The organism is Flavobacterium sp. AG291 (genome assembly GCF_003350375.1).
Lineage (GTDB): Bacteria > Bacteroidota > Bacteroidia > Flavobacteriales > Flavobacteriaceae > Flavobacterium > Flavobacterium suzhouense.
In genome coordinates this window covers 233,678-257,951 of sequence record NZ_QQAR01000001.1, presented here as the reverse complement: position 1 = coordinate 257,951, position 24,274 = coordinate 233,678, and the positions used below count along the sequence as shown (strand labels likewise).

The window sequence follows — 24,274 nt, the reverse complement described above, 5'->3', positions numbered from 1 at the left end:
TAGTATACCTTAGTATGAAACGAAAGATTCTTTTCCTTATCATCGGATGCATTGTTACTGTATCGGCTCTTGCCGTAATACAGGGCTATTTTATTTATAACACCTATAAGCTTAAAGCCAAGGAGGCTAACGCCGAAATAACCAGTCAGTTCCTTGCTCTGGAAACTTCAGGAAAACTGGACACCCTTAATAGCGTATGGATGATTCGCACTGGTAAGTTCATCGAAGATTATTACAATCAAAAAGCAAGCAAAGACGAATATGAGGATATGATTACTAAGGTTGCCGATTCACTTTCCGGCATTATGGGTAAATATGTCAATAGCAATAAGATATTTGAAGAATATGAAGTAAATTATATCGACTATCTTAAAACGATAGTACTATTTAGGGAAGGCAGTAAAATACCGGATACAATATTTAAAGGAAAACTGATGCTTTACGGTAATAACGAAGCAAGAACGCCCGAAACTGCAGCATCACAATCTACATGGCGTGATGGTAAATATACTGACAGCTCACTAAAAAAGACCAATTATACTTTTGAAGTGGTATCGCAACGTTATTACAGCATTGCCAACTGGGAACGTCAGGTGTATATTAAGATGGCAGGGCTACTTATTTTTTCAGTTGTGTTGCTAAGTTTTGTAGTAATCCTCTTTTACCTGTCTATAAAGAATCTTATCACCCAGAAAAAGATAGCCGAGATAAAAACCGACTTCATAAATAACATTACCCACGAGTTTCAGACGCCTATAGCCGCACTTGATATAGCCGTAAAGACACTCCGCAAAAAAGAAGGCGAGCTCACCGAAGAACATTTCAGGCATTCGCTCGAAATTATCGACAGGCAAAACATTCGTATGCAAAAGCTCTTTGGACAGGTAACTGAAGCTTCCCTAACCGAAGGGAGTATTACCGCAGCAAGGGAACAATATATTGACCGGAACTGCATAAATGAGATTTTAGAAGACTTTATGCTTTCGCATCCAGACATTAAAATAGAGAACAATGTAACTGCTACCACATTTCGCATGGACAGGTTTCACTTTTCGACCATGCTCATTAATCTTCTTGATAATGCTGTAAAATATGGTGCCGACTGCATTACCATAAACCTGAAGGAAGACAATGATAAAGTTACATTAAGCGTAAACGACAACGGCATTGGCATTGCTAAAAAAGAGCAAAAAGCAATTTTTGAAAAGTTCTACAGGGTTCAGAAGGGAAACATACATACATCTAAGGGATTAGGACTTGGACTGTTTTATGTTCAGCAGCTTGTAAAAGCCTACAAGGGATATATAACCGTTAACAGTGATGAAGGCAAAGGTGCTGAATTCTTAATTTCAATACCCAAGCCATGAAGCATATACTATTAGCTGAAGACGATTTTGATTATGCCAGCATCCTGAGGCAATACCTGGAGATATCAGGATTCACAGTTACCTGGGCCAAAGATGGTGCCGAAGCATTAGCGTTATTTCCTGACACAAGTCCCGACATATGTGTATTTGATGTAATGATGCCCAAAATGGACGGTTTTACCCTCGCAGAGAAAGTAATTGCTATTAAGCCAGAAATCCCATTGATCTTCCTTACAGCAAAAGGAATGAAAGAAGACAAGATAAGAGGATTGAAACTGGGTGCTGATGATTATGTAGTAAAACCTTTTGAAGCCGATGAACTGATATTGCGAATTACAAACATACTAAAGCGTTCGCAACGCAGTTTTGCTTCCCAGCCTTCAGCTGACAATATTATACTAATAGGACAATATAAGTTTGACAATGCCAATTATACCCTGACCATAAACGATCTGTTACATCGCCTGACTGAAAAAGAAGCCCATCTTATAAGCTATTTGTTTACCAACAGGAACCGTATGATTAAACGTGAAGATATACTCACTGAGGTATGGGGTAACGACGACTTCTTCTCCGGCCGTAGCATGGATGTATTCATCAGCAGGCTCAGAAAGTATTTTGGAGAGGACAATGCTATTGCAATCAACAGTTACCGCGGACTTGGCCTTGAGTTTAAAATTAAAAACTGACAATCAATATTTTAGTTACATTTACACAACCAACAGTAAAATCATGGCACGAATATTACTTTTAGCACTTTTGTTTTTCTTTTGCGTATCGGATACTTTATCTCCCGATTCATTAAGATATGATTTCAACAATGAGATTAGTCTGAATTTACCCTTTAACAGTGCTTTGACAATAGTTGATGCTTCAGAAATGTGTAAGCCAACCGGGGTTGAAACAGTTATTTACACTGATGGCAAAGCAGAACCAGCTCCTGAAAAAAAGAAGCCTGTGGCCAAAACACCTAAAAAGAAAGCTTCTAAAAAAACACAGCCCAAAAAGGCATAAGTTTACACCAACTGCCCACTAAATTTTTCCCTGTACATTTTAGGAGTCATGCCCACATTCTTTTTAAAAAGTGTCCTGAATGTTTTCAGGTCATTATACCCCGACTCGAGCATTACTTCAAGTATACTATAGCGTGACTGCTCTAACATTTGTTTTGCAGCTTCAATACGGGTTTTTTGTAGGTATTCTATAGGCGTTATACCGGTAACCTGCTTAAAACGACGCACTAAATTACGTCTGCTTGCAGGCACATCGGCAATGAGTTCTTCAATAGTATTTGCCGTATTAAAATTCTTTTGTATCTCTTCCTGAGCCTTTTTAACCAAATCATCTCCATGATCTTCGGCAGGGGCAAATGTTCCAAAATAAGTTTGCCTGTTACGGTCCATATCAATAGAAAAAACTTTCGCCGCTTTTACCGCTACCTTTCTGTTGCAATAAATTTCAAGCAGGCGCATAAGAAGGTGAAACGTATTAGTTGCTCCTCCACTGGTAAACACCCTATCCTTTTCGGTAACCACGGCTTCAGCCTGCACCTGTACCAAAGGAAATAGTTTTGCAAAAGATTTTTCGGCATTAATATGTGTAGTTGCAGGTTTGTTATCCAGCAGCCCTGAGGCTCCCAGTAGAAAAGCACCGGTACAAAAACTTGCTACCGCGGCACCCGATTTATATTCTTTTTGCAGCCAGGGTATCCAGGCCATATTGGCTTTTAACGACCCTGAAAGGTTATCTCCTGTAAAAGCAGGAATGAGTATTAAGCCGTATTGCTCCTCTTTTGCCGCTGTTTTTGAAAGATACCCTGAATAAGATACACTTTCCTCTCCTGACTGATGAAGCAGGCTTATGGCAAAAGGCTCCTTATCGCCTTCATTCCGATAAAAACGATTAGCCGTTTCAAGTACGTCAAGTAGTGCCGCCACACTTAGCAGACGGTGATCTTTAGTCAATAGAATTCCTAATTGCATATCGATAAGATTAGAGGTCAGTAACAAATATACTGTTTTTGTCTCAAATACCCCCTTTGGTTGACTTTTATAACACCATGTCTATAAAATGTTTAACTTAACTTTGTATAAGTAACTCAAAACAAACACATTTACAATTCAGATGTTAATTTTTTAAAAATATAACATCTCACTAAAAATCAGTAAAATTTAAAAAATCATGAGTGCAAAAATCATACATAAAACAGTAAATCTTAAAGCCTCTCCAGAGAGAGTATGGCAGGTATTGCTTGAATCTCCTTATATAGAAGAATGGTATGCCGAATTTGGCGAAGACCTTAAAGTAGAAACCGACTGGTCGCCCGGAAGCAAATACAGGGTTGTCGACAAAAATGGTTTTGGCATGATTGGGAAGATAGCTGAAAATGTACCTATGAAAACCTTATCTATTGAACCAGAAGGTATGGTAAAAGATCATAAAGACGATTTTGAAAGTGCCGAAGCCAAACAATTAAAAGGCAATCGTGAAACCTATTGGCTATCAGAAACTGCTGAAGGGACAAAACTTGATATCGAATCAGCCTGTTCTGAAGAATATGCCGATATGATGGCTGATATGTGGGACAAAGCCCTTGTAATTATTAAAAAGCTTTCTGAAAAATAAACCTAATAATATAAAAACCCTCTTATGAAAATACTTAAAAGAATCCTTATTGTAATTGTAATTCTTGTGGCACTGCCATTTGTCATTGCTTTATTTATAAATAAAGAATATGATGTTACCCGCGAAATCGTAGTTAACAAACCCAGAGCCGAAGTATTTGACTATGTAAAACACATTAAAAATCAGGATTACTATAGCGTTTGGAATATGGCAGACCCAACAATGAAAAAAAATTTTACAGGTACTGATGGGACCGTAGGTTTTATATACCACTGGGATGGTAATGATGAGGTAGGTGAAGGCAAACAGCAAATAACAGCAATTAGCGAAGGTGAGCGTGTAGATATGGATCTTAAATTCATACGTCCGTTTGATGGAGATGCACATACCTACATGGCCACAAAAGATACCACTGGTGGGACTAAAGTAATATGGAACATGAAAGGTTACAGCAACTATCCTATGAATATCATGAACCTTTTTATGAACAAACAATTGGGTGGTGCCTTTGAAGAGGGACTTACTAATCTAAGAAACAACCTTGAAAAATAATTCGATATGATCGTAATCTGGATACTACTGATTATACTGGCAATTCCTGCCATAATAGCTCTTTTTATACCTAAAGAATATGCTGTTGAAGCCCTGACCATAGTAAACAAGCCAAAACACGAAGTATTCGATTACCTTAAATACATAAACAATCAGGAAGAATACAGCAAATGGGTAAAAACCGATCCTAATATCAAAAAGACCCTTACCGGAGTTGATGGTAATGTTGGCTACATCTACGCCTGGAACGGGAACAACAAAGCCGGTGAAGGTGAACAGGAAATAACCGGAATTATTGATGGCGAACGCATAACTACCGAGGTTCGTTTTGTAAGGCCTTTTAAGAGCATCGCTCATTTTTACATGACTACTGAAGCAGAAAGCGAACATAGCACAAAGGTAGTATGGCGCATGACCGGCAAAAGCACATATCCGTTAAACCTGATGACAGCTCTGATGAAAAATGTGCTGCGTAACGATATGTCGATTAGTCTTAACGACCTGAAGAAAATACTGGAAAACAGATAAAAGCAAACAAACAATTAATCTATAATATTATGAATTCTTTAAACCCGTACCTGAACTTTAACGGAAACACCGAAGAAGTTTTCACCTTTTACAAAAGCATTTTTGGCGGTGAATTTGCCATGGTAATGCGCTTTGGCGATACGCCCGGTTGTGAAAACATGCCCGAAACTGAAAAGAACGGCATTATGCACATTGCATTACCTATAGGATCGAATGTTCTTATGGGTACCGATGTCCCAAAATCTATGGAGCAGGTTACTGCCGGTACTAATATGTCGATAAGTGTAAATGTAAGCAGCCGCGAAGAGGCTGACAGGGTATACAATGGCCTTAGTGCAGGAGGTAAAGCTACCATGCCTATGAACGATATGTTTTGGGGCGATTACTACGGCATGCTTACTGACAAGTATCAGATACAATGGATGATAAGCTATAGTGAAAAATATCAGTCATAAAATATCGTCTTTCAACCACTACTAAAGTCATGTTTAAAGATACTAAAGCATTCAGCGGTTATTCGGTAGATGACACCGCAAAGGCAAAAGCTTTTTATGGTAATGTGTTGGGACTAATTGTAAAGGACGGCGAGATGGGTATTCTCGAGGTCTATACAAAAGGCAATAATCCCATTATTCTATATCCAAAGCCAAATCACGAACCTGCAACTTTTACAGTACTGAACTTTCCTGTAGCTGATATTGAAAAGGCTGTACAACAGCTTAAAGATAAAGGGGTTGTTTTTGAAACCTATGACTTTGAGAACCTTAAAACCGACCCTGATAACATTTTTCGTGGGGGCGGACCAAAAATTGCCTGGTTTAAAGACCCCGCCGGAAATATACTATCAGTACTGGAATAATAGACAGTTCCAGTATTCAAAATTATGAGGCATTGATCCTTAAACTAAAAACATCAAATCATCAATCAAAAAACGAATTTTATGCCTAAAGAAATCATCAATCAAATGGATGCTGCATTAACGGAAACTTTACAGCTTCTCTCTTCTTTGAATGAAGAAAAAATAAATAAAATCCCTTTTGAGGGCAGTTGGACAACAGCTCAGGTTGCACAGCATCTCTATAAATCTATAAAAGGAATGGACGAGCTGCTGTATACCCCTTCACAACAGGCTGACAGGAATCCGGAAGAGAAAGCCCAGTGGCTAAAAGATATATTCCTGAACTATGAAAACAAGATGAAATCGCCTGATTTCATCTTGCCCGAAGACAAATACTACAATCAATCAGAGCTTAAGGATTCTCTTGAAAGTGCCAAAGATAAAATGACTGAAGCTGCAAAGAATTCCAAACTGGAAGAAATGGCTCCATTACCCGAGGGACATCCGTTAAATGGAATTACTAAGCTGGAAACACTTTACTTTATTACCTATCATACCATTAGGCACAACCATCAGATGAAGAATATTCGCGAGCAGCTACAGTAAATAGTTTTTAATGACAGTTTCCGTTTGCAGCACAGATTTGTAAACGGAGACTGGAGACTGTCTGTTTATATTTTTGGCTTTTTGTGTACATTTGAAGCAATGAATAGAAAGCAGCTAAAAATACATGCAGGTTTTTATTTACGGTGGAATTTACTGCTAATTTCCGTCTTCTTATATTTTTACTGGTTAATGCTAAGGATAACGCTGTATTATGTACCCTATAGCACCACAGCTTCTTTTTTAAAGATCAAGCAAACAGAAATTGAAACATTACCTGAGTACCGCTATATTTTCTACGCACATGTATATACCAGTATATTTGTACTCTTATTTGGGTTCCTTCAGTTTTTCAACAATCACTCTAAAACCTGGCGTCTCATCCATCGTTTTTCAGGCTATCAATACGCTTTCCTTCTCTTAGCCTTTGCTGCACCAAGTGGTCTTTACATGGGATTTTACGCAAATGGAGGATTATGGTCAAAAGTTTCATTTACAATACTTAGCCTCCTTTGGTGGTTATCTACGTTTATAGCCATGCAAAAGATAAAAAAACGTGAATTTGCATCGCACCGTAACTGGATGATCCGTAGTTATAGTTTATGTCTTTCTGCTATAACTTTGCGTATATGGAAAGTTGTGTTAGTATACTTTTTCCAGATGCCTCCAATGGACAACTACCAGATAATAGCCTGGCTGGGCTGGATTCCTAACCTGCTTATTGCCGAATTGATTATATACAACCAATCCAAAATAAAAACATGAAACAATTATTATTGGCAGCCTGTCTGCTTACCCTTATGATTTCCTGTAAAAAGGAAGATGAAATGAAAAACAAGGCTCCGCTTGCCTATGTAGAAGTACCGAAGGAATCGCATAAAGAATTGTATGGCTTATGGACAGGAACTCTTCAGCCGGAATATGACAGTTATGTAAGGAACGAAGACGACACGACAGATACAGGTTATGAAGATGGACCTAAAAAAATCACGATTAAAATCAACAGGATACACAATGACTCTATCTTTGGGCAGAGCATCGTAGGAGGAAATCAAAGACCTCTAAAAGGAATTCTTACGAAAATGGGAGCCAATCTTTTTGTAACTCTGGATGAGCCCGGTAAAGCAAAAGACGATGGCAGGTTTGAACTCTCCTTTACTAACGACACGTTGCACGGAAGCTGGATCATCTATAAACCCAACAAGAAAATCATCCCGAAAAAGAAACTAAAACTGGTTCAGAAACAGTTTGTATACAACCCCCACTTTATGCTTAGTAAAGAGCTTGATGACGCAATAGTAGAATGGGATACACCTTTACAACGCCAGGATACCGTTACTGACGAGGACGGCGAAGAGCATATATACCTTGAAGATATATACAGAGTAGCATCTGATGAAATATTCCACATTAATGCCTCAACCGATACCCTAACCGAAGAATCGCTTAAAAACCTGAGAAAGCTTGATCTTGAAATCGTAAGAAACTGTGTTTTCGCCCGTCACGGTTATTCGTTTAAGAAAAGTTCCCTGCGTTATTTTTTTGAATTCAGCGACTGGTATGTCCCTGTTTCTAATAATGTGGATAAAGACCTAACTGTGCTCGAAAAACAAAATATCGCTTTGCTAAAACGTATGGAAGAATACGCCACTGACCATTACGATACTTTTGGTAGATAAAAAATGGGAAGCACTTGCTTCCCATTTTTATTTATTTCCTGTGAGATAAAATCCCCTCTTTCAATATCTGTCCGAATTCGTACATGTCTTCAAAAGAACAGTACAACGGCACCGGAGCAAGGCGGATAACATTAGGCTCACGCCAGTCGGTTATAACACCATTTTTCATCAGGTATTCAAACAAAGACCTTCCTTCTCCATGAAGGAACACGGATATTTGCGAAGCTCTTTGTGCAGGGTCAGTTGGCGTTATTACTTCAAAGTTACCGTTAATTTCTTTATCAACTTCCCCCAGAATGAATTCAAGGTAAGAAGTGATCAGGTCACGTTTTTGGATAAGAGCAGGCATACCCACCTCATCAAACATCTCAACCGATGCCAGGTATGGTGCCAGCGCAATTACCGGAAGACAACTCACCTGCCAGCCGTTTGCTCCACGGATCGGATCAAAGTTTGGCTCCATAAGGAAACGACGCTCTTTGTTATGACCCCACCATCCTGCAAAACGATTTAGATCCATATCGTTGTGGTGCATCTCATGTACAAAAGCTCCGGAAGCATTACCCGGTCCTGAGTTCATATATTTATAGCTGCACCAGGCAGCGAAATCTACATTCCAGTCGTGTAATTCAAGTGCTATATTTCCTGCAGCATGCGCAAGATCCCAGCCTACATAAGCCCCGGCATCCTGACCTGCTTTAGTTATGGTTTTCATATCAAAAACCTGTCCTGTATAATAGTTTACACCACCTATAAGTACAAGCGCAAGCTCATCTCCAACCTCATTAATCTTTGCAAGAACATCTTCCAGACGGATGTTGTGTTCACCCGGCCTTCTTTTAAGTTCTATGATAGCATCTTCAGGATTAAGTCCGTGAAATTTCACCTGGCTTTTGATCATGTACTGATCGCTTGGGAAGGCTTTCTCCTCACAAATGATTTTGAATCTCTTAGCTGTAGGACGGTAAAAAGAAACCATCATAAGGTGTAGGTTAATCGTAAGGGTATTCATTACAGTAACCTCAGAAGGTAATGCACCTACCACTTTACTAAGCGGAGCTGCAAAACGCTCATGATAATCCCACCAGGGTTTATCTGCATAGAAATGTCCTTCTACGGCAAGTTTAGCCCAGTCGTCCATAATTTCGTCAACATAAGCTTTAGTCCTTTTCGGCTGAAGCCCAAGCGAGTTACCCGTAAAGTAAATAACCTGCTTTCCGTTTACATGTGGGAAATGGAACTCGTCCCTGTATTTTGCGAGCTTATCTTTAGCGTCAAGCTGTTGTGCGAATTCGCGTGTATTTTGAAAATCCATTATAGTTTGTTTGTAGGCTGCAAAAATACTAAATAAAGTAACTATAACGTTATCAGGAAAAACGTATTTTTATATAAAAAACTTTATGAAGTATCTTGCAAATACAATTGTCGCGGCTTTAGCAATAATTATTGCCGCCTACTTATTCTCAAATGCTTTCCAAAACCGTAATCGTGCTGCCGACACTATTAGTGTAACAGGATTGGGCAAACAAGATTTTGTATCTGACCTCATTGTTTGGAGCGGATCGTTCACCAAAAAAAATCCCGTTCTTCGTGATGCCTATGCTGCTCTTGATCAGGACCGTGAAGTAATCCGAAAATACCTTACCTCAAAAGGTATAAAAGAGGAAGAAATTGTATTTTCTGCGGTGTCTATAAACAAGGAGTTTCAATATCAATATGATAGCAATGGTAATATGAGACAACAAACTTTTAGCGGGTTTGCACTTACCCAAAATGTAACTATTGAATCTAAAGAAGTAGATAAAGTAGAAAGTATATCGCGCGAAGTATCACAACTTATAAATTCGGGTGTAGAATTTTATTCTAACCCACCAGAATATTATTACACGAAGCTAGCCGAACTGAAAATAAAAATGATAGCTGAAGCTACCAAAGATGCGCATTCACGTGCAAAAAGCATTGCTGAAAATGCAGGCTCATCTTTAGGAGATCTAAAAAAGAGTGACATGGGCGTTTTTCAGATCATAGCCCAAAACTCATCTGAAGAATATTCCTGGGGAGGTTCGTTTAATACCTCAGCAAAGAAGAAAACAGCAAACATTACCGTAAAATTAGCCTACCAGGTTGATTAAAAAAGAAAATCCTGCCAATGGCAGGATTTTCTTTTTATTATTATCAATTACAGAATAAGCATTGCATCTCCGTAAGTGTAAAAACGATATTCTTCTTTAACCGCTTCTTCGTATGCTTTTTTCATCAGATCGTGACCCATAAAGGCTGAGATCATCATAAGCAGTGTTGATTTTGGTGTATGGAAGTTAGTGATCATACAATCCGCAACGCTAAAGTCGTATGGAGGGAAGATGAATTTGTTTGTCCACCCAACATAAGGATTAAGCGTTTTAGCTGATGATACCGAACTTTCCATAGCACGCATGGTAGTAGTACCTACAGCACATACTTTATGTTTACTTGTCTTAGCTTTGTTTACGATATCACAAGCCTCCTGAGTGATGATAAGCTCCTCAGAATCCATTTTGTGTTTCGAAAGATCCTCAACCTCAACAGGGTTAAAAGTACCAAGACCTACGTGAAGCGTGATTTCAGCAAAATCAATACCTTTTATCTCAAGTCTCTTAAGCAGGTGCTTGGAAAAGTGAAGACCGGCAGTAGGAGCTGCTACAGCACCTTCCTCTTTTGCGTAAATTGTTTGGTAACGTTCTGCATCTTCAGGAACTACCTCACGGTTAATATATTTAGGTATTGGAGTCTCACCAAGTTCAGTAAGTTTGTTACGGAATTCTTCATAAGAACCGTCGTAAAGGAAACGAAGTGTTCTACCTCTTGAAGTTGTATTATCGATAACCTCTGCTACAAGAGAATCGTCATCGCCAAAATATAGTTTATTACCAATCCTTATTTTTCTTGCAGGATCAACCAAAACATCCCAAAGACGTTGCTCTGAATTAAGCTCTCTTAAAAGGAAAACCTCAATTCTTGCACCGGTTTTTTCTTTGTTACCATAAAGACGCGCAGGGAAAACCTTAGTATTATTAAGTACCATTACATCACCTTCATCAAAGTAATCAAGTACATCCTTAAAGAGTCTGTGCTCTATAGTTCCTGTTTTCCTGTTTACCACCATAAGGCGTGACTCATCTCTGTTTTCTGCAGGGAATTCGGCAAGAAGCTCTTTTGGCAGGTTGAAATTGAAGTTAGATAATTTCATGTTCTGTTTTTATTTTTAGGCAGTTACGGCTTACTTGCCGCCCGCTTTAATTGCGTGCAAATATACTATTGCCAAACAGGCGTTGTCAAGTCTTTTTGCATTTATTTATTCCAGTAATTAAAAAACAGCTATTTAGGAGAGCTTACAACGTGTTTATTTCAAAACCCACCTTTTTTAAATCTTCCCAAAAGGCCGGATAAGATTTAGAAACCACTTCGGCATCTTTAATTTTTATGGGTACTTTAATTGCCAAAGGAGCAAAGGCCATTGCCATACGATGATCGTTATAGGTTTCAATAGCGATTTCCGCATTTATTGCTAAAGAGGGCTTCAGAAAAAGTGTATCATTAGTAACCACAACTTCAGCACCAAGTTTTTCAAGTTCTGTTTTAAGTGCCTCAAGCCTGTCGGTCTCTTTTATCTTTAGCGTATGCAATCCTGTAAGATTACAGCCAATTCCTAACCCAAAACAGCTCACGGCTATTGTTTGTGCTAAATCAGGAGTATCTTTTAAGTTTCGGGTTATGGGTTTTGGGTTATTGGTTTTACTCAACGTTAAAGTACTTTCTTTAAACTCAGTAGTTATACCAAGATCTTGGTAAATATCTGCCAGGGCTCTGTCTCCCTGTAAGCTTTGTTTTTTATATGACGATAATGTTACCGATGTACCAATTTCCGAAAGGGCAACTATGGAATAAAAATAAGAAGCTGAACTCCAGTCACTCTCTACAATAACGGTTGTTGGTTGTTGGTTGTTAGTTGCCGGACTTACTTTAATGACATTATCCTGAAAAGATGATTTAATTCCAACTTCCCTCAATAGTGAAAGTGTCATTTCGAGATAGGGACGCGATGTAATTTCGTCATCGAGAATTACTTCAAGTCCGCTTTCAAGTTTAGCTCCAATTAAAAGTAAAGCAGTAATGTACTGGCTACTCACATTGGCTTTTATATTTACAGATGTACCGGTTAGTTTTTTACCTATAATTTTTAGTGGTGGGTATCCTTCGTGGTTAGTATATTCAATATCAGCACCAAGGGCTCGTAAAGCATCTACAAGCACACCAATAGGGCGTTCCTTCATTCGGGACGAACCCGTAAGCACTACTTCCCTGCCCTGCTGTATGGCATAGTATGCCGTAAGAAAACGCATTGCAGTGCCGGCATGGTGTATATCAACTACATAGTCATTGCCCGCAAGTGCTTTACGCATCGCTTCGCTATCATCAGATTCTGATGCATTTTCAATTGTAATCCCGGGGTAAAGAGATTGTAATAGTAAAAGCCTGTTTGTCTCAGATTTACTACCGGAAATCTTTATAGTTTCAGAAATAATATTTTTTGATATATGCAGGCGTATATCCATTTATTGCTTCTTTTTTTGCAATTCAGCTTTTCTTTTGGCCATTTTCATTCGCATAGGCTCAATAATAAGTACATGCATTAATGAAATGCCTACAATCCAGATACTGAGAAAAGTCCACTGTCCTTTAAACCCAACTCCTGATATCCATACCATTAATGCTCCAAATATTGAGTAAAGAATTATACCTCCAAAAAACTGGGCAATTTTTAATCGCATATTATTTCAGCTTTTCGTTGTTATGATGCCTGTCGTGATCGCGTTTGCTTTTTATATCCATTTTTTTATCAAAAGCAGCCTGAAGGTCTACCCCTGTTTGATTAGCAAGACAAAGAACCACAAATACTACATCGGCAAGTTCCTCACCAAGGTCTTTATTCTTATCGCTTTCTTTTTCGCTCTGCTCACCATAGCGGCGTGCAATAATACGGGCTACTTCACCTACTTCCTCTGAAAGCTGGGCCATATTGGTAAGTTCATTAAAATAACGAACACCGTGTTCTTTTATCCAGTTATCTACGTCAAGCTGTGCGTTTTTGATATCCATCGTATTTATCTGTTATTAGGATTGTAAAATTATGATTTTCCTTCCAAACATCATATCATAAAAAAACACCGCCAGTGTGGTGTTTTTTATATCAAGCCTTTTTCAGAACTATCTTCTCATTTTGTTTCTCTATCATCTTAAAATAGAAATCTTTTAGTATAGGATAGTAATCCTGATTAACATTAGCATAATTGATATCAAATGTTATATTACAGCGTATCATGTTATCATCAGCGAGAATCTGGTATTTGAAGCTACCTATATTCTCACCCATATTATAAACTACAGAAGCCGGAATAGTTTCTGCAACATATCCTTGCGGCAGCTTAATAGCAAATAAATATTTTTTCTGATGCGGAAACATAAAATCCACAGGATATTGTCTCTTCTCAGCAGTAAAAGGATTTTCTTTTTCTACAAAATAAAGCATGGGGCTAAAATAAAGTTTATCTTCAATTACGTCCATGATGTTATTATGCGCAAAACTATAGTCATCACCAACAGGTTTCGACAAATCTTTTAGATTTAATGTCTGATAGTCGTTTATTTCAATACCCTGATAACTCTTTTCCAGTTCTTCAACATATTTTTCCTTATAACTCTCACTATAACTTTCCCTAAAAAGATGAGCTAGATGGTTAATGTACTGATTCCTTACCTTCCCTGTTATTCTTCCTTCCACATCAATTTCAGCCGCTACTGAAATCATTTCAGCCGATTTCTCTTTTGGCATGAGGTCTACTTCAATACTCATATCTTTCTCTTTCACCATTCTGCCGATCCAGTTTAGTGCCCTTAGTGGCAACAATCCGCGAACAGTATTTTTACTGGTCGCATCAAGAAGTATAATCTCAGTATTGATAGTCACACCTACCACTACATAATTAAAAGCAGAAGGTGACGGATATATTAATTGTCCATTACCACGCGTACTCAATAAAACAGGATTTGCATCAAATCCGGCATAGCGCAATATGGCCGTAAGCATCAGGTTAATTTCTGCCGAATTCCCAGTTTTCTCCAAATATGCTTTTTTAACTCCTTTATTACAAAATTCTGTTTCAACCTCATTCCAAGTCATCCTGTCTTTTACAAAACTAAATAGCGTATCCAACTTTTTATCCTGAGGCACATCCTTAAGTAACATATCTACATCCTCTTTAAAATAAGAAGTACCATTTAACTCACCACCAAAAGACTCATCTTCGTAGATATTTCTGCAAAGCACTTGCCAATTGCCTGCAAAATAATGGGGCATTTCCCCTGGAAACTGAGCCTTAACCATATCATGCTCCAGTATAGACATATAATTATTGATATTGTCTACATAGGTTTCCTCTTTAAAAGGCATTACATTATGAGCATAGTATACCGTTATGTTTTCAGAAAAACTATTATTCTTTTTCTTTGGCTTGCTCAATTTTGTCACTTGTACAAAGCCTTTAATTTGCTTGTGATAAACAAAATAATCGGGAATAGAAACCTGATATTCAACATTATTTACCGGTATCTTCTCCTGAAAATTCCAGTCGCTTATAGTCATGAAAGGATTAATAATCTTATACCTGTATTCAATAACACTACCTTCTTTAACATTAGGCATAACTATAGACTTGATTTTAAAATTATCAACAATCTCGTCTTCAAATTTGCCATCAGATCCGAGTTTTGTTTTTTCAACACTGCCATTTACAAGATTATAAGTACAAACATCACTGAATTTTACCTTCTGAGAAGTCCTTCCCGCATAATAGGGTATATTCACATTGGCATATCCATATCCTGCTTTTGTATATATCTTCAAACGCACAGCAACCTCGGTTACTGTCCTAAAGCTTCCTCCGATTATTTCAAAATAGGTCTCTCCTTTCTTGTAAAGGTATGCCGCATCTGCATCCTTATAAAAAGGGTGCTTTGTTTCTTCCAACTCTTTTACAGTCACGCCACCAAGTTTAAACACTTGTGAAGACATCTGAAAGCAAATAAGAAAAAAAAGAAAAATAAGAATACCTTTTTTCATTTGTTATGCCTTTTTAAGAACGACTTTCTCGTTTTGCTTTTCAATTATATTCTGATAAAAGTCTTTTAGCGTTTTATAATAATCCTTAGATATGTTTACGTAATTCATATCAAAAACAATCATAACCTGAATAATATTGTTTTGGGCAATAACATTATATTTAAAACTACCTATATTTTCCTCCATAACTACGTTAACGCCTTTTGGAAGCGACTCAATTACATAACCTTCCGGCATGGTAATATTTATCATGTATTTATCCTGCCAGGTAAAATTAAAATCAACCGGATATTCTCTAACTTCCTGCTTAAAAGGATTTTCCTTTCTATGCAGGAAAAGCATTGGGCTAAAATAAATCTTATCTCCAATAAGATCAGCCACCTCTTTATGCATAAAATCGTACTCTTCCAGTACCGGCTTATCCATTTCTTTTGCACCTGTTCTTTTATATTCTCCAAGCTCAAGACCTGCATATCTTTTCTCTAATTTTTCGATATAAGTGTCCTCATTCATTTCAGCATAATCTTCTCTAAAAGTGTAGGCATAATAATCGAACATCTGATCCCTCATTTTCCCTTTTACACTACCATCCTTGTCCATTACCACAGACATCCCTATTACTTCTCTTGAATTTTTCTTTGGCCTCAATTCAATTTCTTTAGTGGCGCCATCTTTTCTTATCATTCTTCCCTGCCAGTTGAGCGCTCGTACAGGCAGTATATCAGGCACAGTATATTTACTTGTCGCATCAAGCAATACAGTACCTTTATCAGTCTCTACCCCAGCTACCACATAATTATATGCTGAATATGTTGGAAAAAGCGCGATTCCATTGGTACGTGTGCTTACAAGAACCGGATCAGCCTTTAACCCTGCATCACGAAGCATTGCTGTAAGCATAAGGTTAATTTCTGCAGCGTTTCCACTTTTACTCTCATAAGCAGCTTTTACACCTTTATCACAATAATAATCATTATCGCCGTCCCAATGCATTCTGTTTTTTACATAACCAAATATCGTATTCATTTTTTCATCAGGAGTTGTAATGCCCGATAACAACTTTGTAAGATCCTCTTTATAGTATGAATCACGATTTAGCTCCTTTCCAAAATGCTCGTTATCATAAATGGTTTTTGCCACTGATGCCCAATCTGTAGAATATTTTTGTATTCCTGTACTGAAATTAGTCGAAGACAGCTCGTGTTTAAGTATAGACATGTAATTTTCAACATTAGAAACAAAAGCTTCATCCTTTATTGCTTTTACGTTTTTTGCCCAAAAAGTATCAATGTATTCCTGATAACTTCTACCCATTGGAGTATTATATTTTGTTTCAGTCTTTTCAATCTTAAGATATCCTGCCAAGTACCTGTTATAAACAAAATATTGGGGTACAGCTACAGTATATTCAACATAATCAATTGGTATTTCATCCTGAAAATACCAATCCCTAAACACTGAAAAATATGGTGATCTTATAGAATATGTATATTCTATAATACTTCCCTCCTTAACATCCGGCAAAGTTATTTTTCTACGCTCATACTCTTCATTTATTTTTTCTCTAAATTCTCCGTCACTCTTTAGTTTTGTCTTAACAACCTCACCATTTTTCAAATTGTAGGTATAGGCATCACTAAAATCAACTCGTATAGTTTTTCCCCCAGTATAATAAGAAACCTGCTGATTAGCGTACTCGTATCCTTCCTTTTTGTAAATTTTGATTCGTATATTGACTTCTGTTACAAGTTCCCAATGGTCCCCACTTATAGCAAAATAAGTTTTACCCAGTTTGTGAAGCATTGCCGCTGATGCAGAAGTATCCACAGGATGTACTTTTTGCAGTAAATCTTCTTTGGTGATTTTTGCGGGTTTAAAATTTTGAGCTGCAACAGTAAAAATACAGCTTAAGAAAAGCAGCATAGTATTGGTTAGTTTCATCGATTGGTTGGAGTTATTTTTTTAAAAGCACAATTCTAGCGTTGTCGTTTCTTGCTATCTTTTCTCTGAACTGCCTGAAATTTTCATATTCATTATTAGCATAATATCCCGGAGTTACTAAAAGACTCCTTGTATAAACAATTGTACCTGACTCTGAAATTGTATATTTTGCCGTATATTCTCCAAACTTGTCTTTTATAATAACATCATCAGGTTTAGACTCAATACTATATCCTTCCGGAAGATCAATTGCTATTTCATCACTATCCAGAAACCCCCTTAGTATCTCAAAAGGATTTTTTCTGTTTCGATAGCGTTGAGGGATCGATGAATATTGGTTAAAAGCATTTACAGAGAAGATGAGTCTGTCTCCTGATTTATTACAATACCCTTCAGCTTCAAATACTATATCTTCGGTAAACTCTTTAAGCTCCCTATCATTTTTTAAATCAGTCTTTTTGAGTTTCAGGTTGTTTATATTCCTAAATGCAGATTTATAAAACTTATCCCTATTCTCTTTAGACTCTTCACTCAGAAAATATTTACTCTCATATTGTATCCCTGTACTTACAATCATTACACTGCCATTAATCGTACCTTTATCTGATATATTATAGTTGCCTTTAGACTTCTGAATACTATTTTCTGAAGTGTAAATACCAGTTCTTATTATCTGACTTTTTTGTGGTTTCACTATAAGTGCCAACCTATCATCTGTAAAACTTCCCTGATAACCAAACGGAATTGCCTGATTGGTACATTCTAACCAAATCATTTTATCTTTATTTGGTACAGCAAGTATAATATGGTTTCCCTGCATTGATACAAAATCCTCCTGCATATCCTGTTTATGCCTATCACCATATATAATGGTATAATAAGACTCCACCCCTACTGCTTTTAGTAAGGCACGGGTATAATTGCTAAGTGCTTTACAATCGCCATACCCAAGCCTGTCAACGTCTTTTGCCGCCATTGGTTTCCATCCGCCAATCCCCAAAGCAATACTAACATATCTTGTTTTCGACTGTACGTAATTATATACTAACGCTGCCTTTTTTTCAAGATCAGTTTCACCCCCAACTATACTTTGAATTTTAGCAACCGTTTCCGGCAAAACTTCGTCAGTACCCGCAAGTATTTTGTTAAAATACCAAGTCCCAAATGATTCCCAGTCTTTGGCGTCACCATCGACTCCTTCGAGATGGAACTTCTCAAGTCCAAACAAAACATAAGGTGTTACTTTCATTATTGAAGGAGAATAATCTTCATCTTTTAGTGCAGGTATATTTTCCGCAATGAAGCTAACCGTATTAGCTGATTGCTCTTTTTGTATAGGAACTCCTTCAAAATTATATTCTTTGTATTTAAAGCCTAAATCTGCAACACAACTAATCTTGATGACATTCTTCTGCATCGAAGTATTACTACCTGCTATTGCGAGCCATTTCGGCAGAAAAGCAGTATTAGAACTTTCTGTTTCACTTGTAAAAACAATAGTAAAAGGATATTGAGTAGGCGTGTAATCTAATTTGAGTATTCTGCTATCGGTGAACATTGCTCCTCCAGAGGCAGAAAGATCTTTAAAGTCTTTTCTCTTAATCTTTTTCAGTTGCATTCCTTTAGCATCAAAGATTATAGCCTCAATTGACTTTATTGAAATAGATGATTTATCAAAATATTCATAGGCATCAATCGCGTCAAGCCCATTTTCATTAATAACAGTTACTATCCTGGTTTGTTTGGTCGACATAGATTTTCTTGAAGAAATATCTACATCAATTTTGTTCAGCCTTACAACAGCATCGGCATTTTCTTTTAAGTTTTCGGGAATTCCTGCTACAGTCAAATCGCTTTCCTGAGCAAAAGCAGACTGAAACAGAAACAATAAGGGTAATAAAATTCTAAATATCATAATTGGATTGGTTTGCCCAAAAATAATATTTTTTTAACACGAAAATATTTATTCCTTATTTTTTGTATCTATGATTATTGTCACCGGTCCATCGTTAATAAGTGCTACCTTCATATCAGACCCAAACTCACCTGTTTGTACTTTTTTTCCGAGGTCTTTTTCCATTTGCAGTACAAATGCTTCATAAAGCGGAATGGCAATATCCGGCTTTGCAGCACGGATATATGACGGGCGATTGCCCTTTTTGGTAGCCGCATGAAGTGTAAACTGGCTCACCACTATTACATCACCATTAATATCTTCTATGGAACGGTTCATAAGCCCCTCATCATCACCAAAAATCCTAAGCTTTACTATTTTGGCAGAAAGCCAGTTGATGTCTTCCTGAGTATCGGCATCTTCAATTCCAACAAGGATGAGTAGTCCTGCTTTTATATCAGCTACTCTTTTTCCTTCAATAGTTACTGATGCCTCACTTACACGCTGTATAACTGCCCTCATTATTCCTGCTCCTCCTTATTTCTGCCATCTGCATAGGCATCAGTGCGGTAATGATCCTCATCACCTTCCAGCATTTGCAAATAACTATTGTAACGCGACCAGGCAATTTCATCGTTATCAAGCGCTTCTTTTACGGCACAATGCGGCTCTTCCTTATGCAGGCAGTTGTTAAATTTGCATTGGTCTTTCAGGGCAAAGAATTCAGGAAAATAATCGCCTATCTCCTCTTTTTCCATATCTACAATCCCAAAACCTCTAATCCCGGGAGTATCAATAATTTTAGCTCCGAAATCAAGATCAAACATTTCTGCAAAAGTAGTGGTATGTTGTCCCTGGCTGTGCTGTTCGGATATTTCTTTAGTCTTTAAGTTAAGATTTGGCTGCAGTGTATTGATAAGTGTAGATTTACCAACTCCCGAATGTCCCGAGAACATACTAACGTTATCCTTCATTTCTGCTTTAAGCTCATCAATACCTTTTTGTTGGGTAGATGAAACCCGCAGGCATTTGTAGCCTATGTTACTGTAAATATATTGAAGATACAGCTGCTCATCGAGCATGGCGTCGTCAAACGTATCTATCTTATTGAAAACAAGAATAGCTTCAATACCATATGCTTCGGCGGTTACCAGAAAACGATCGATAAAACTTGTAGTTGTAGGCGGATTGTTTATAGTAACCAAAAGGAAAACCTTATCAATATTTGAAGCGATTATATGCACCTGTTTAGACAGGTTTACCGACTTACGGATAATATAATTTTTCCTTTCCTGTATATTATGGATAAGCCCCGTAGTGGTATCAGAAGTTTCATCAAGGTCAAAGTCAACAATATCACCCACCGCAACGGGGTTTGTACTCTTAATACCCTTAATACGGAATTTCCCTTTTATACGGCATTCGTAAAAAGTTCCCTCTTCTGTCCTTACAGTATACCAGCTCCCGGTAGATTTATAAACCAATCCTGTCATAGCGCAAAGATAGCCAATTATTATTGGCCGTTATCCTCATCTTTTTTACCTCCTATTATTTTCTCCTGATGCGCAATACTTTCCTGATGTATCGCTCTGAACAAATCCAAAATAAACTCTTCACCAAGGTTTTCAGGAAGCCCTTCTGCCTTCATCCTTTCCAGTATCTGTTTCCAGCGCTGGGTTTGCAATACAGCAACGTTATTTTCTTTTTTAAGCTCCCCTATCTTATCCGCAATACGCATTCTTTGCCCCAATACCTGAATAAGTTTTGAATCATATTCATCAATACGTAACCTTAGTTTCTCTAGCTCTTTATTAAAAGCACTGTCTTCATCCGTTTTTTTACGCACCACAAGACTTTCCAATATCTCCTTTAGCCTTACCGGAGTAACCTGCTGGGCAGCATCACTCCAGGCCTTTTCAGGATCGTTATGTGTTTCAATCATCAGTCCGTCATAATTCAGGTTCAGTGCCTGTTGGGCTACTTCCTGTATCATGTCACGACGACCTGTTATATGAGATGGATCACCTATCAGCGGCAAATCAGGAAAACGTTCATGAAGTTCAATGGCAAGCTGCCACTCGGGTATGTTACGGTATTTCGTTTTTTCATAAGTAGAAAAACCTCTGTGTATTACACCAAGCTTTTTGATACCCGCATTATACAAACGCTCCACACCTCCCAGCCAAAGGCTCAAATCAGGATTTACCGGATTTTTTATCAGTACAATTTTATCGGTACCTGCAAGCGCATCGGCAATCTCCTGCACCGCAAACGGATTCACTGTTGTACGTGCACCTATCCACAATACATCTATATCATGTTCAAGGGCTAATTTTACATGGGTTGCATTTGCCACCTCAATTGCCATAGGCAGTCCGGTTTCTGCTTTTGCTTTTTGCAGCCATTTCAGTCCGATAGCACCAACACCTTCAAAACCTCCCGGACGCGTTCTGGGTTTCCAGATACCGGCACGGTAAATACTAACATCTGAATCTTTAAGCTGACGGGCAATATCTAATACCTGCTCTTCGGTTTCGGCACTGCAGGGACCTGCTATAATCAAAGGCTTAGACGCTTTAAATTCGTCAAGCCACGTTCTCATCTCTGTATTATTTTCCATTTTTTGAAATCTACCACAAATTTAATGTTTTCTTACTACTTTTGTTTCAAATTCAAAGGCTATGTCAATCGAGGTAAAGGATATTTCTAAGAGCTACGGCGAACAAAAAGCGCTTGATGCTGTTTCATTTTCTGTAAACAAAGGAGAAATTGTAGGTTTCCTGGGGCCAAATGGTGCCGGAAAGTCTACCCTAATGAAAATCCTGACCACTTACCTTAATGCCGATAGTGGCACAGCACTGGTAAATGGATCAGATGTAGCTACAGCAGAAAAAGCGGTTCAGAAATCGGTTGGTTACCTTCCGGAACACAATCCATTATACTTAGATTTATATGTAAGGGAATATCTTGAATTCAACGCCGATGTTTACAAAGTAAACAAATCGCGTATTGAAGAGGTTATCCAGCTAACCGGACTTACTCCTGAAGCCCACAAAAAAATTGGTGCACTTTCTAAAGGATACCGTCAGCGAGTAGGTCTTGCATCTTCATTACTTCACAACCCTGAAGTACTTATCCTCGATGAGCCTACTACCGGACTTGACCCTAACCAGATTGTAGAGATACGCGATCTTATTAAGAACATTGGTAAAGACAAAACCGTTTTCCTTTCTACACACATCATGCAGGAAGTTGAGGCCATCTGCGACAGGGTTATCATCATCAACCACGGAAAAATTGTTACCGATAAAGAAATTGGCAACCTTGTAAAAGACCACAAAGAAGCTCAGGTAATTGAAGTAGAATTTGACCAGGCCGTAAACAAATCTTCACTTCAGAGCCTTACAAACCTTACCTCAGCCGTGAATACAAAAGGTAATGTTTGGGAACTTACATTTGAAGCCGATAACGATATGCGCCCTGCAGTATTCGACTTCGCACAGGCTAATAACCTGAAAACGCTTCAGTTATCGCTTAAGAGCAAAAATCTTGAGACCGTATTCAGGGAAATGACGAAGAAGAAGTAGTGCTGCTTTTATGAAAAGACTATATTATATAATTACACTTATCAAAAATGATTACGATCCAACATGGTCTAAAGCTGAAATATCTTTTGTAGGTTTTCAGTGGATGTTATTGTTCTGCCCAACATTCATACTAGATCAGCTCAGTAAATCAGGAAAAATTGATTGGTATAACTATGAGAAGATAAAACCATTTATTTTTTTTGCCTGGGTTTTACATATTTGTCTCAACCATTTTTTTCTTTTCAGAAAAAAACAGGCCAATAAGATCATTGACAAGTATACAGGAAGATATCCCTTGATAGATAAATACCCAGTCGGAGCTTATTTTTTATTTCATTTGATACTGCCAATAGTATTGTTGAGTTGTATTTTTTTAATTGTAGGTGTATTGAAAAAATAAAAAGCCCAACGCTAACGCCAGGCTTTCTTATACAAACAACAAACAAACAATTATCTAAAATATCGCTGATGCGATAGCTTTTACATTTTCTGCCTTACCCATAGAGTAATAATGCAGTACCGGAATTCCGGCTTTTACCAGTTCCTTACTTTGTTCGGTACACCACTCAATTCCTATCTGTCGTACAGCATCATTATCTTTTGCTTTCACCACAGCCATAATAAGATCATCAGGCAAGTCAACCTTAAAGCGGTGCGGAATAAGGTTCAATTGCTTCTTAGTTGCAATGGGCTTTAGTCCCGGAATGATAGGCACTGTAATTCCTTCCTTACGGCATTTTGCTACAAAGTCGAAGAATTTCTGGTTATCAAAGAACATCTGCGTAACAATGTAAGATGCTCCGTTCTTTATTTTCTGTTTAAGGAAGTGAATATCACTGTCAAGGCTTGGTGCTTCCATGTGTTTTTCCGGATAGCCCGCTACACCAATACAAAAACTCGTCGCCGATGTATTTTGTAAATCAGCATCAAGATAAATACCTTTATTAAGGTCGGCTATCTGTGTAACCAGTTCCGATGCATAATGATTACCTTCTTTTTCCGGCTTAAAATAAATTTCACTCTTTACAGCATCGCCTCTCAGCGCTACTACATTTTCAATCCCCAAAAAGTCAAGATCAATAAGGAAGTTCTCTGTATCTTCTTTGGTAAAACCACCACATAGTATATGCGGAATAGCATCTACCTGATACTTATTCTGTATCGCCGAGCAGATCCCTACCGTACCCGGACGTTTCTTTACTATCTTTTTTTCCAGCAAACCGCTTGGCAGTTCTTTAAATTCGTACTCTTCCCTGTGATAGGTCACATCTATAAACGGAGGATTGAACTCCATCAAAGGGTCAATACTGTCAAAAATAGACTGGATGTTCTGTCCCTTTAGGGGAGGCAGTATCTCAAAAGAAAAAAGTGGTTTGCCATTGGCATTCTCTATGTGCTCTGTTACTTTCATAGCCCCCTATCCCCCAAAGGGGAAATTTATATCGTTAATACTCATATTCTCATTTCAGCATTTCCACACTCCCCTCCCCTTTGGGGAGGT

At 37.9% G+C, this 24,274-nt stretch carries 26 protein-coding genes; 13 read left to right on the top strand and 13 right to left on the bottom strand.

Annotated features, from left to right (window positions below; translation table 11 throughout):
- The first annotated feature begins 14 nt into the window (after nt 1-14).
- Genes DEU42_RS01200 through DEU42_RS01190 form a run of 3 tightly spaced genes read left to right on the top strand, consistent with a single transcriptional unit; the run spans nt 15 to nt 2,381 of the window.
- A complete protein-coding gene (locus tag DEU42_RS01200) occupies nt 15-1,367 on the top strand; it encodes a sensor histidine kinase (protein WP_114756453.1) in 1,353 nt (450 codons plus the stop codon).
- Nucleotides 1,364-2,056: a response regulator transcription factor gene (locus tag DEU42_RS01195; protein ID WP_114756452.1), complete on the top strand. Its 693-nt coding sequence runs from the start codon at nt 1,364-1,366 to the stop codon at nt 2,054-2,056. Before DEU42_RS01200 ends, DEU42_RS01195 begins: the two co-directional genes overlap by 4 nt.
- Before the next feature lie 43 nt (nt 2,057-2,099).
- Entirely contained in the window at nt 2,100-2,381 is a 282-nt protein-coding gene (locus DEU42_RS01190) for a hypothetical protein (RefSeq protein ID WP_114756451.1), read from the top strand.
- A gap of 2 nt (nt 2,382-2,383) precedes the next feature.
- On the opposite strand, the gene DEU42_RS01185 is transcribed toward DEU42_RS01190, so the two are convergent.
- On the bottom strand, nt 2,384-3,349 hold the full coding sequence (locus tag DEU42_RS01185) for a GlxA family transcriptional regulator (RefSeq protein WP_114756450.1): 966 nt from the start codon (nt 3,347-3,349) through the stop codon (nt 2,384-2,386).
- A 199-nt stretch (nt 3,350-3,548) separates the two neighbouring features.
- Between DEU42_RS01185 and DEU42_RS01180 the strand changes: the two genes are divergently transcribed.
- The 8 genes from DEU42_RS01180 (at nt 3,549) to DEU42_RS01145 (ending at nt 8,192) form a co-directional block, all read left to right on the top strand.
- A complete protein-coding gene (locus DEU42_RS01180; protein ID WP_114756449.1) occupies nt 3,549-3,992 on the top strand; it encodes an SRPBCC domain-containing protein in 444 nt (147 codons plus the stop codon).
- Between the two features lie 24 nt (nt 3,993-4,016).
- Complete coding sequence (locus tag DEU42_RS01175) at nt 4,017-4,544, top strand: SRPBCC family protein (RefSeq protein WP_114756448.1); 528 nt, start codon at nt 4,017-4,019, stop codon at nt 4,542-4,544.
- Between the two features lie 6 nt (nt 4,545-4,550).
- Nucleotides 4,551-5,072, top strand: a complete 522-nt coding sequence (locus tag DEU42_RS01170) for an SRPBCC family protein (protein ID WP_114756447.1) — start codon at nt 4,551-4,553, stop codon at nt 5,070-5,072.
- Nucleotides 5,073-5,101: 29 nt separating this feature from the next.
- Nucleotides 5,102-5,527, top strand: coding sequence for a VOC family protein (locus tag DEU42_RS01165; RefSeq protein ID WP_114756446.1), 426 nt, complete (start codon nt 5,102-5,104; stop codon nt 5,525-5,527).
- Nucleotides 5,528-5,556: 29 nt separating this feature from the next.
- Entirely contained in the window at nt 5,557-5,931 is a 375-nt protein-coding gene (locus DEU42_RS01160; protein WP_114756445.1) for a VOC family protein, read from the top strand.
- An 81-nt stretch (nt 5,932-6,012) separates the two neighbouring features.
- Complete coding sequence (locus DEU42_RS01155; RefSeq protein ID WP_114756444.1) at nt 6,013-6,516, top strand: DinB family protein; 504 nt, start codon at nt 6,013-6,015, stop codon at nt 6,514-6,516.
- Nucleotides 6,517-6,705: 189 nt separating this feature from the next.
- Nucleotides 6,706-7,278, top strand: coding sequence for a DUF2306 domain-containing protein (locus DEU42_RS01150; RefSeq protein ID WP_114756443.1), 573 nt, complete (start codon nt 6,706-6,708; stop codon nt 7,276-7,278).
- Nucleotides 7,275-8,192, top strand: coding sequence for a YARHG domain-containing protein (locus DEU42_RS01145; protein WP_114756442.1), 918 nt, complete (start codon nt 7,275-7,277; stop codon nt 8,190-8,192). Before DEU42_RS01150 ends, DEU42_RS01145 begins: the two co-directional genes overlap by 4 nt.
- Nucleotides 8,193-8,223: 31 nt before the next feature.
- On the opposite strand, the gene kynU is transcribed toward DEU42_RS01145, so the two are convergent.
- Nucleotides 8,224-9,507 (bottom strand): kynureninase, encoded by a 1,284-nt coding sequence (gene kynU, locus DEU42_RS01140; protein WP_114756441.1) that lies wholly within the window; start codon nt 9,505-9,507, stop codon nt 8,224-8,226.
- Nucleotides 9,508-9,592: 85 nt separating this feature from the next.
- Here kynU and DEU42_RS01135 point away from each other — a divergent pair, with 85 nt between their 5' ends.
- Nucleotides 9,593-10,324, top strand: coding sequence for an SIMPL domain-containing protein (locus DEU42_RS01135; protein WP_114756440.1), 732 nt, complete (start codon nt 9,593-9,595; stop codon nt 10,322-10,324).
- A gap of 47 nt (nt 10,325-10,371) precedes the next feature.
- Here DEU42_RS01135 and queA read toward each other — a convergent pair whose 3' ends face one another.
- From queA to DEU42_RS01085, 10 genes are all read right to left on the bottom strand, one after another.
- A complete protein-coding gene (gene queA, locus DEU42_RS01130) occupies nt 10,372-11,421 on the bottom strand; it encodes a tRNA preQ1(34) S-adenosylmethionine ribosyltransferase-isomerase QueA (RefSeq protein WP_114756439.1) in 1,050 nt (349 codons plus the stop codon).
- Nucleotides 11,422-11,563: 142 nt separating this feature from the next.
- Nucleotides 11,564-12,787: a 3-phosphoshikimate 1-carboxyvinyltransferase gene (aroA, locus tag DEU42_RS01125; RefSeq protein ID WP_114756438.1), complete on the bottom strand. Its 1,224-nt coding sequence runs from the start codon at nt 12,785-12,787 to the stop codon at nt 11,564-11,566.
- A complete protein-coding gene (locus DEU42_RS01120; RefSeq protein WP_114756437.1) occupies nt 12,788-13,003 on the bottom strand; it encodes a hypothetical protein in 216 nt (71 codons plus the stop codon). It abuts the gene before it with no gap.
- A gap of 1 nt (nt 13,004) precedes the next feature.
- On the bottom strand, nt 13,005-13,331 hold the full coding sequence (locus tag DEU42_RS01115) for a nucleotide pyrophosphohydrolase (protein WP_114756436.1): 327 nt from the start codon (nt 13,329-13,331) through the stop codon (nt 13,005-13,007).
- Between the two features lie 91 nt (nt 13,332-13,422).
- Nucleotides 13,423-15,351 carry a DUF3857 domain-containing protein gene (locus DEU42_RS01110; RefSeq protein ID WP_114756435.1) on the bottom strand — a complete coding sequence of 643 codons (1,929 nt, stop codon included), beginning with the start codon at nt 15,349-15,351 and terminating at the stop codon, nt 13,423-13,425.
- Between the two features lie 3 nt (nt 15,352-15,354).
- A complete protein-coding gene (locus tag DEU42_RS01105; RefSeq protein ID WP_114756434.1) occupies nt 15,355-17,292 on the bottom strand; it encodes a DUF3857 domain-containing protein in 1,938 nt (645 codons plus the stop codon).
- A 13-nt stretch (nt 17,293-17,305) separates the two neighbouring features.
- Complete coding sequence (locus DEU42_RS01100; protein ID WP_114756433.1) at nt 17,306-19,207, bottom strand: DUF3857 domain-containing protein; 1,902 nt, start codon at nt 19,205-19,207, stop codon at nt 17,306-17,308.
- Nucleotides 19,208-19,255: 48 nt separating this feature from the next.
- Nucleotides 19,256-19,708: a D-aminoacyl-tRNA deacylase gene (gene dtd / locus DEU42_RS01095; RefSeq protein WP_114756432.1), complete on the bottom strand. Its 453-nt coding sequence runs from the start codon at nt 19,706-19,708 to the stop codon at nt 19,256-19,258.
- The gene (gene rsgA, locus DEU42_RS01090; RefSeq protein WP_114756431.1) at nt 19,708-20,679 is read right to left on the bottom strand and encodes a ribosome small subunit-dependent GTPase A; all 972 of its coding nucleotides are present in this window, start codon (nt 20,677-20,679) and stop codon (nt 19,708-19,710) included. Before rsgA ends, dtd begins: the two co-directional genes overlap by 1 nt.
- A 20-nt stretch (nt 20,680-20,699) precedes the next feature.
- Nucleotides 20,700-21,806 (bottom strand): bifunctional 3-deoxy-7-phosphoheptulonate synthase/chorismate mutase type II, encoded by a 1,107-nt coding sequence (locus DEU42_RS01085; RefSeq protein WP_114756430.1) that lies wholly within the window; start codon nt 21,804-21,806, stop codon nt 20,700-20,702.
- 61 nt (nt 21,807-21,867) lie between these two features.
- On the opposite strand from DEU42_RS01085, the gene gldA reads away from it, so the two are divergent.
- Nucleotides 21,868-22,773, top strand: coding sequence for a gliding motility-associated ABC transporter ATP-binding subunit GldA (gene gldA / locus DEU42_RS01080; RefSeq protein WP_114756429.1), 906 nt, complete (start codon nt 21,868-21,870; stop codon nt 22,771-22,773).
- 454 nt (nt 22,774-23,227) lie between these two features.
- Here gldA and metF read toward each other — a convergent pair whose 3' ends face one another.
- On the bottom strand, nt 23,228-24,184 hold the full coding sequence (gene metF / locus DEU42_RS01070; protein ID WP_114756427.1) for a methylenetetrahydrofolate reductase [NAD(P)H]: 957 nt from the start codon (nt 24,182-24,184) through the stop codon (nt 23,228-23,230).
- Nucleotides 24,185-24,274 lie beyond the last annotated feature (90 nt).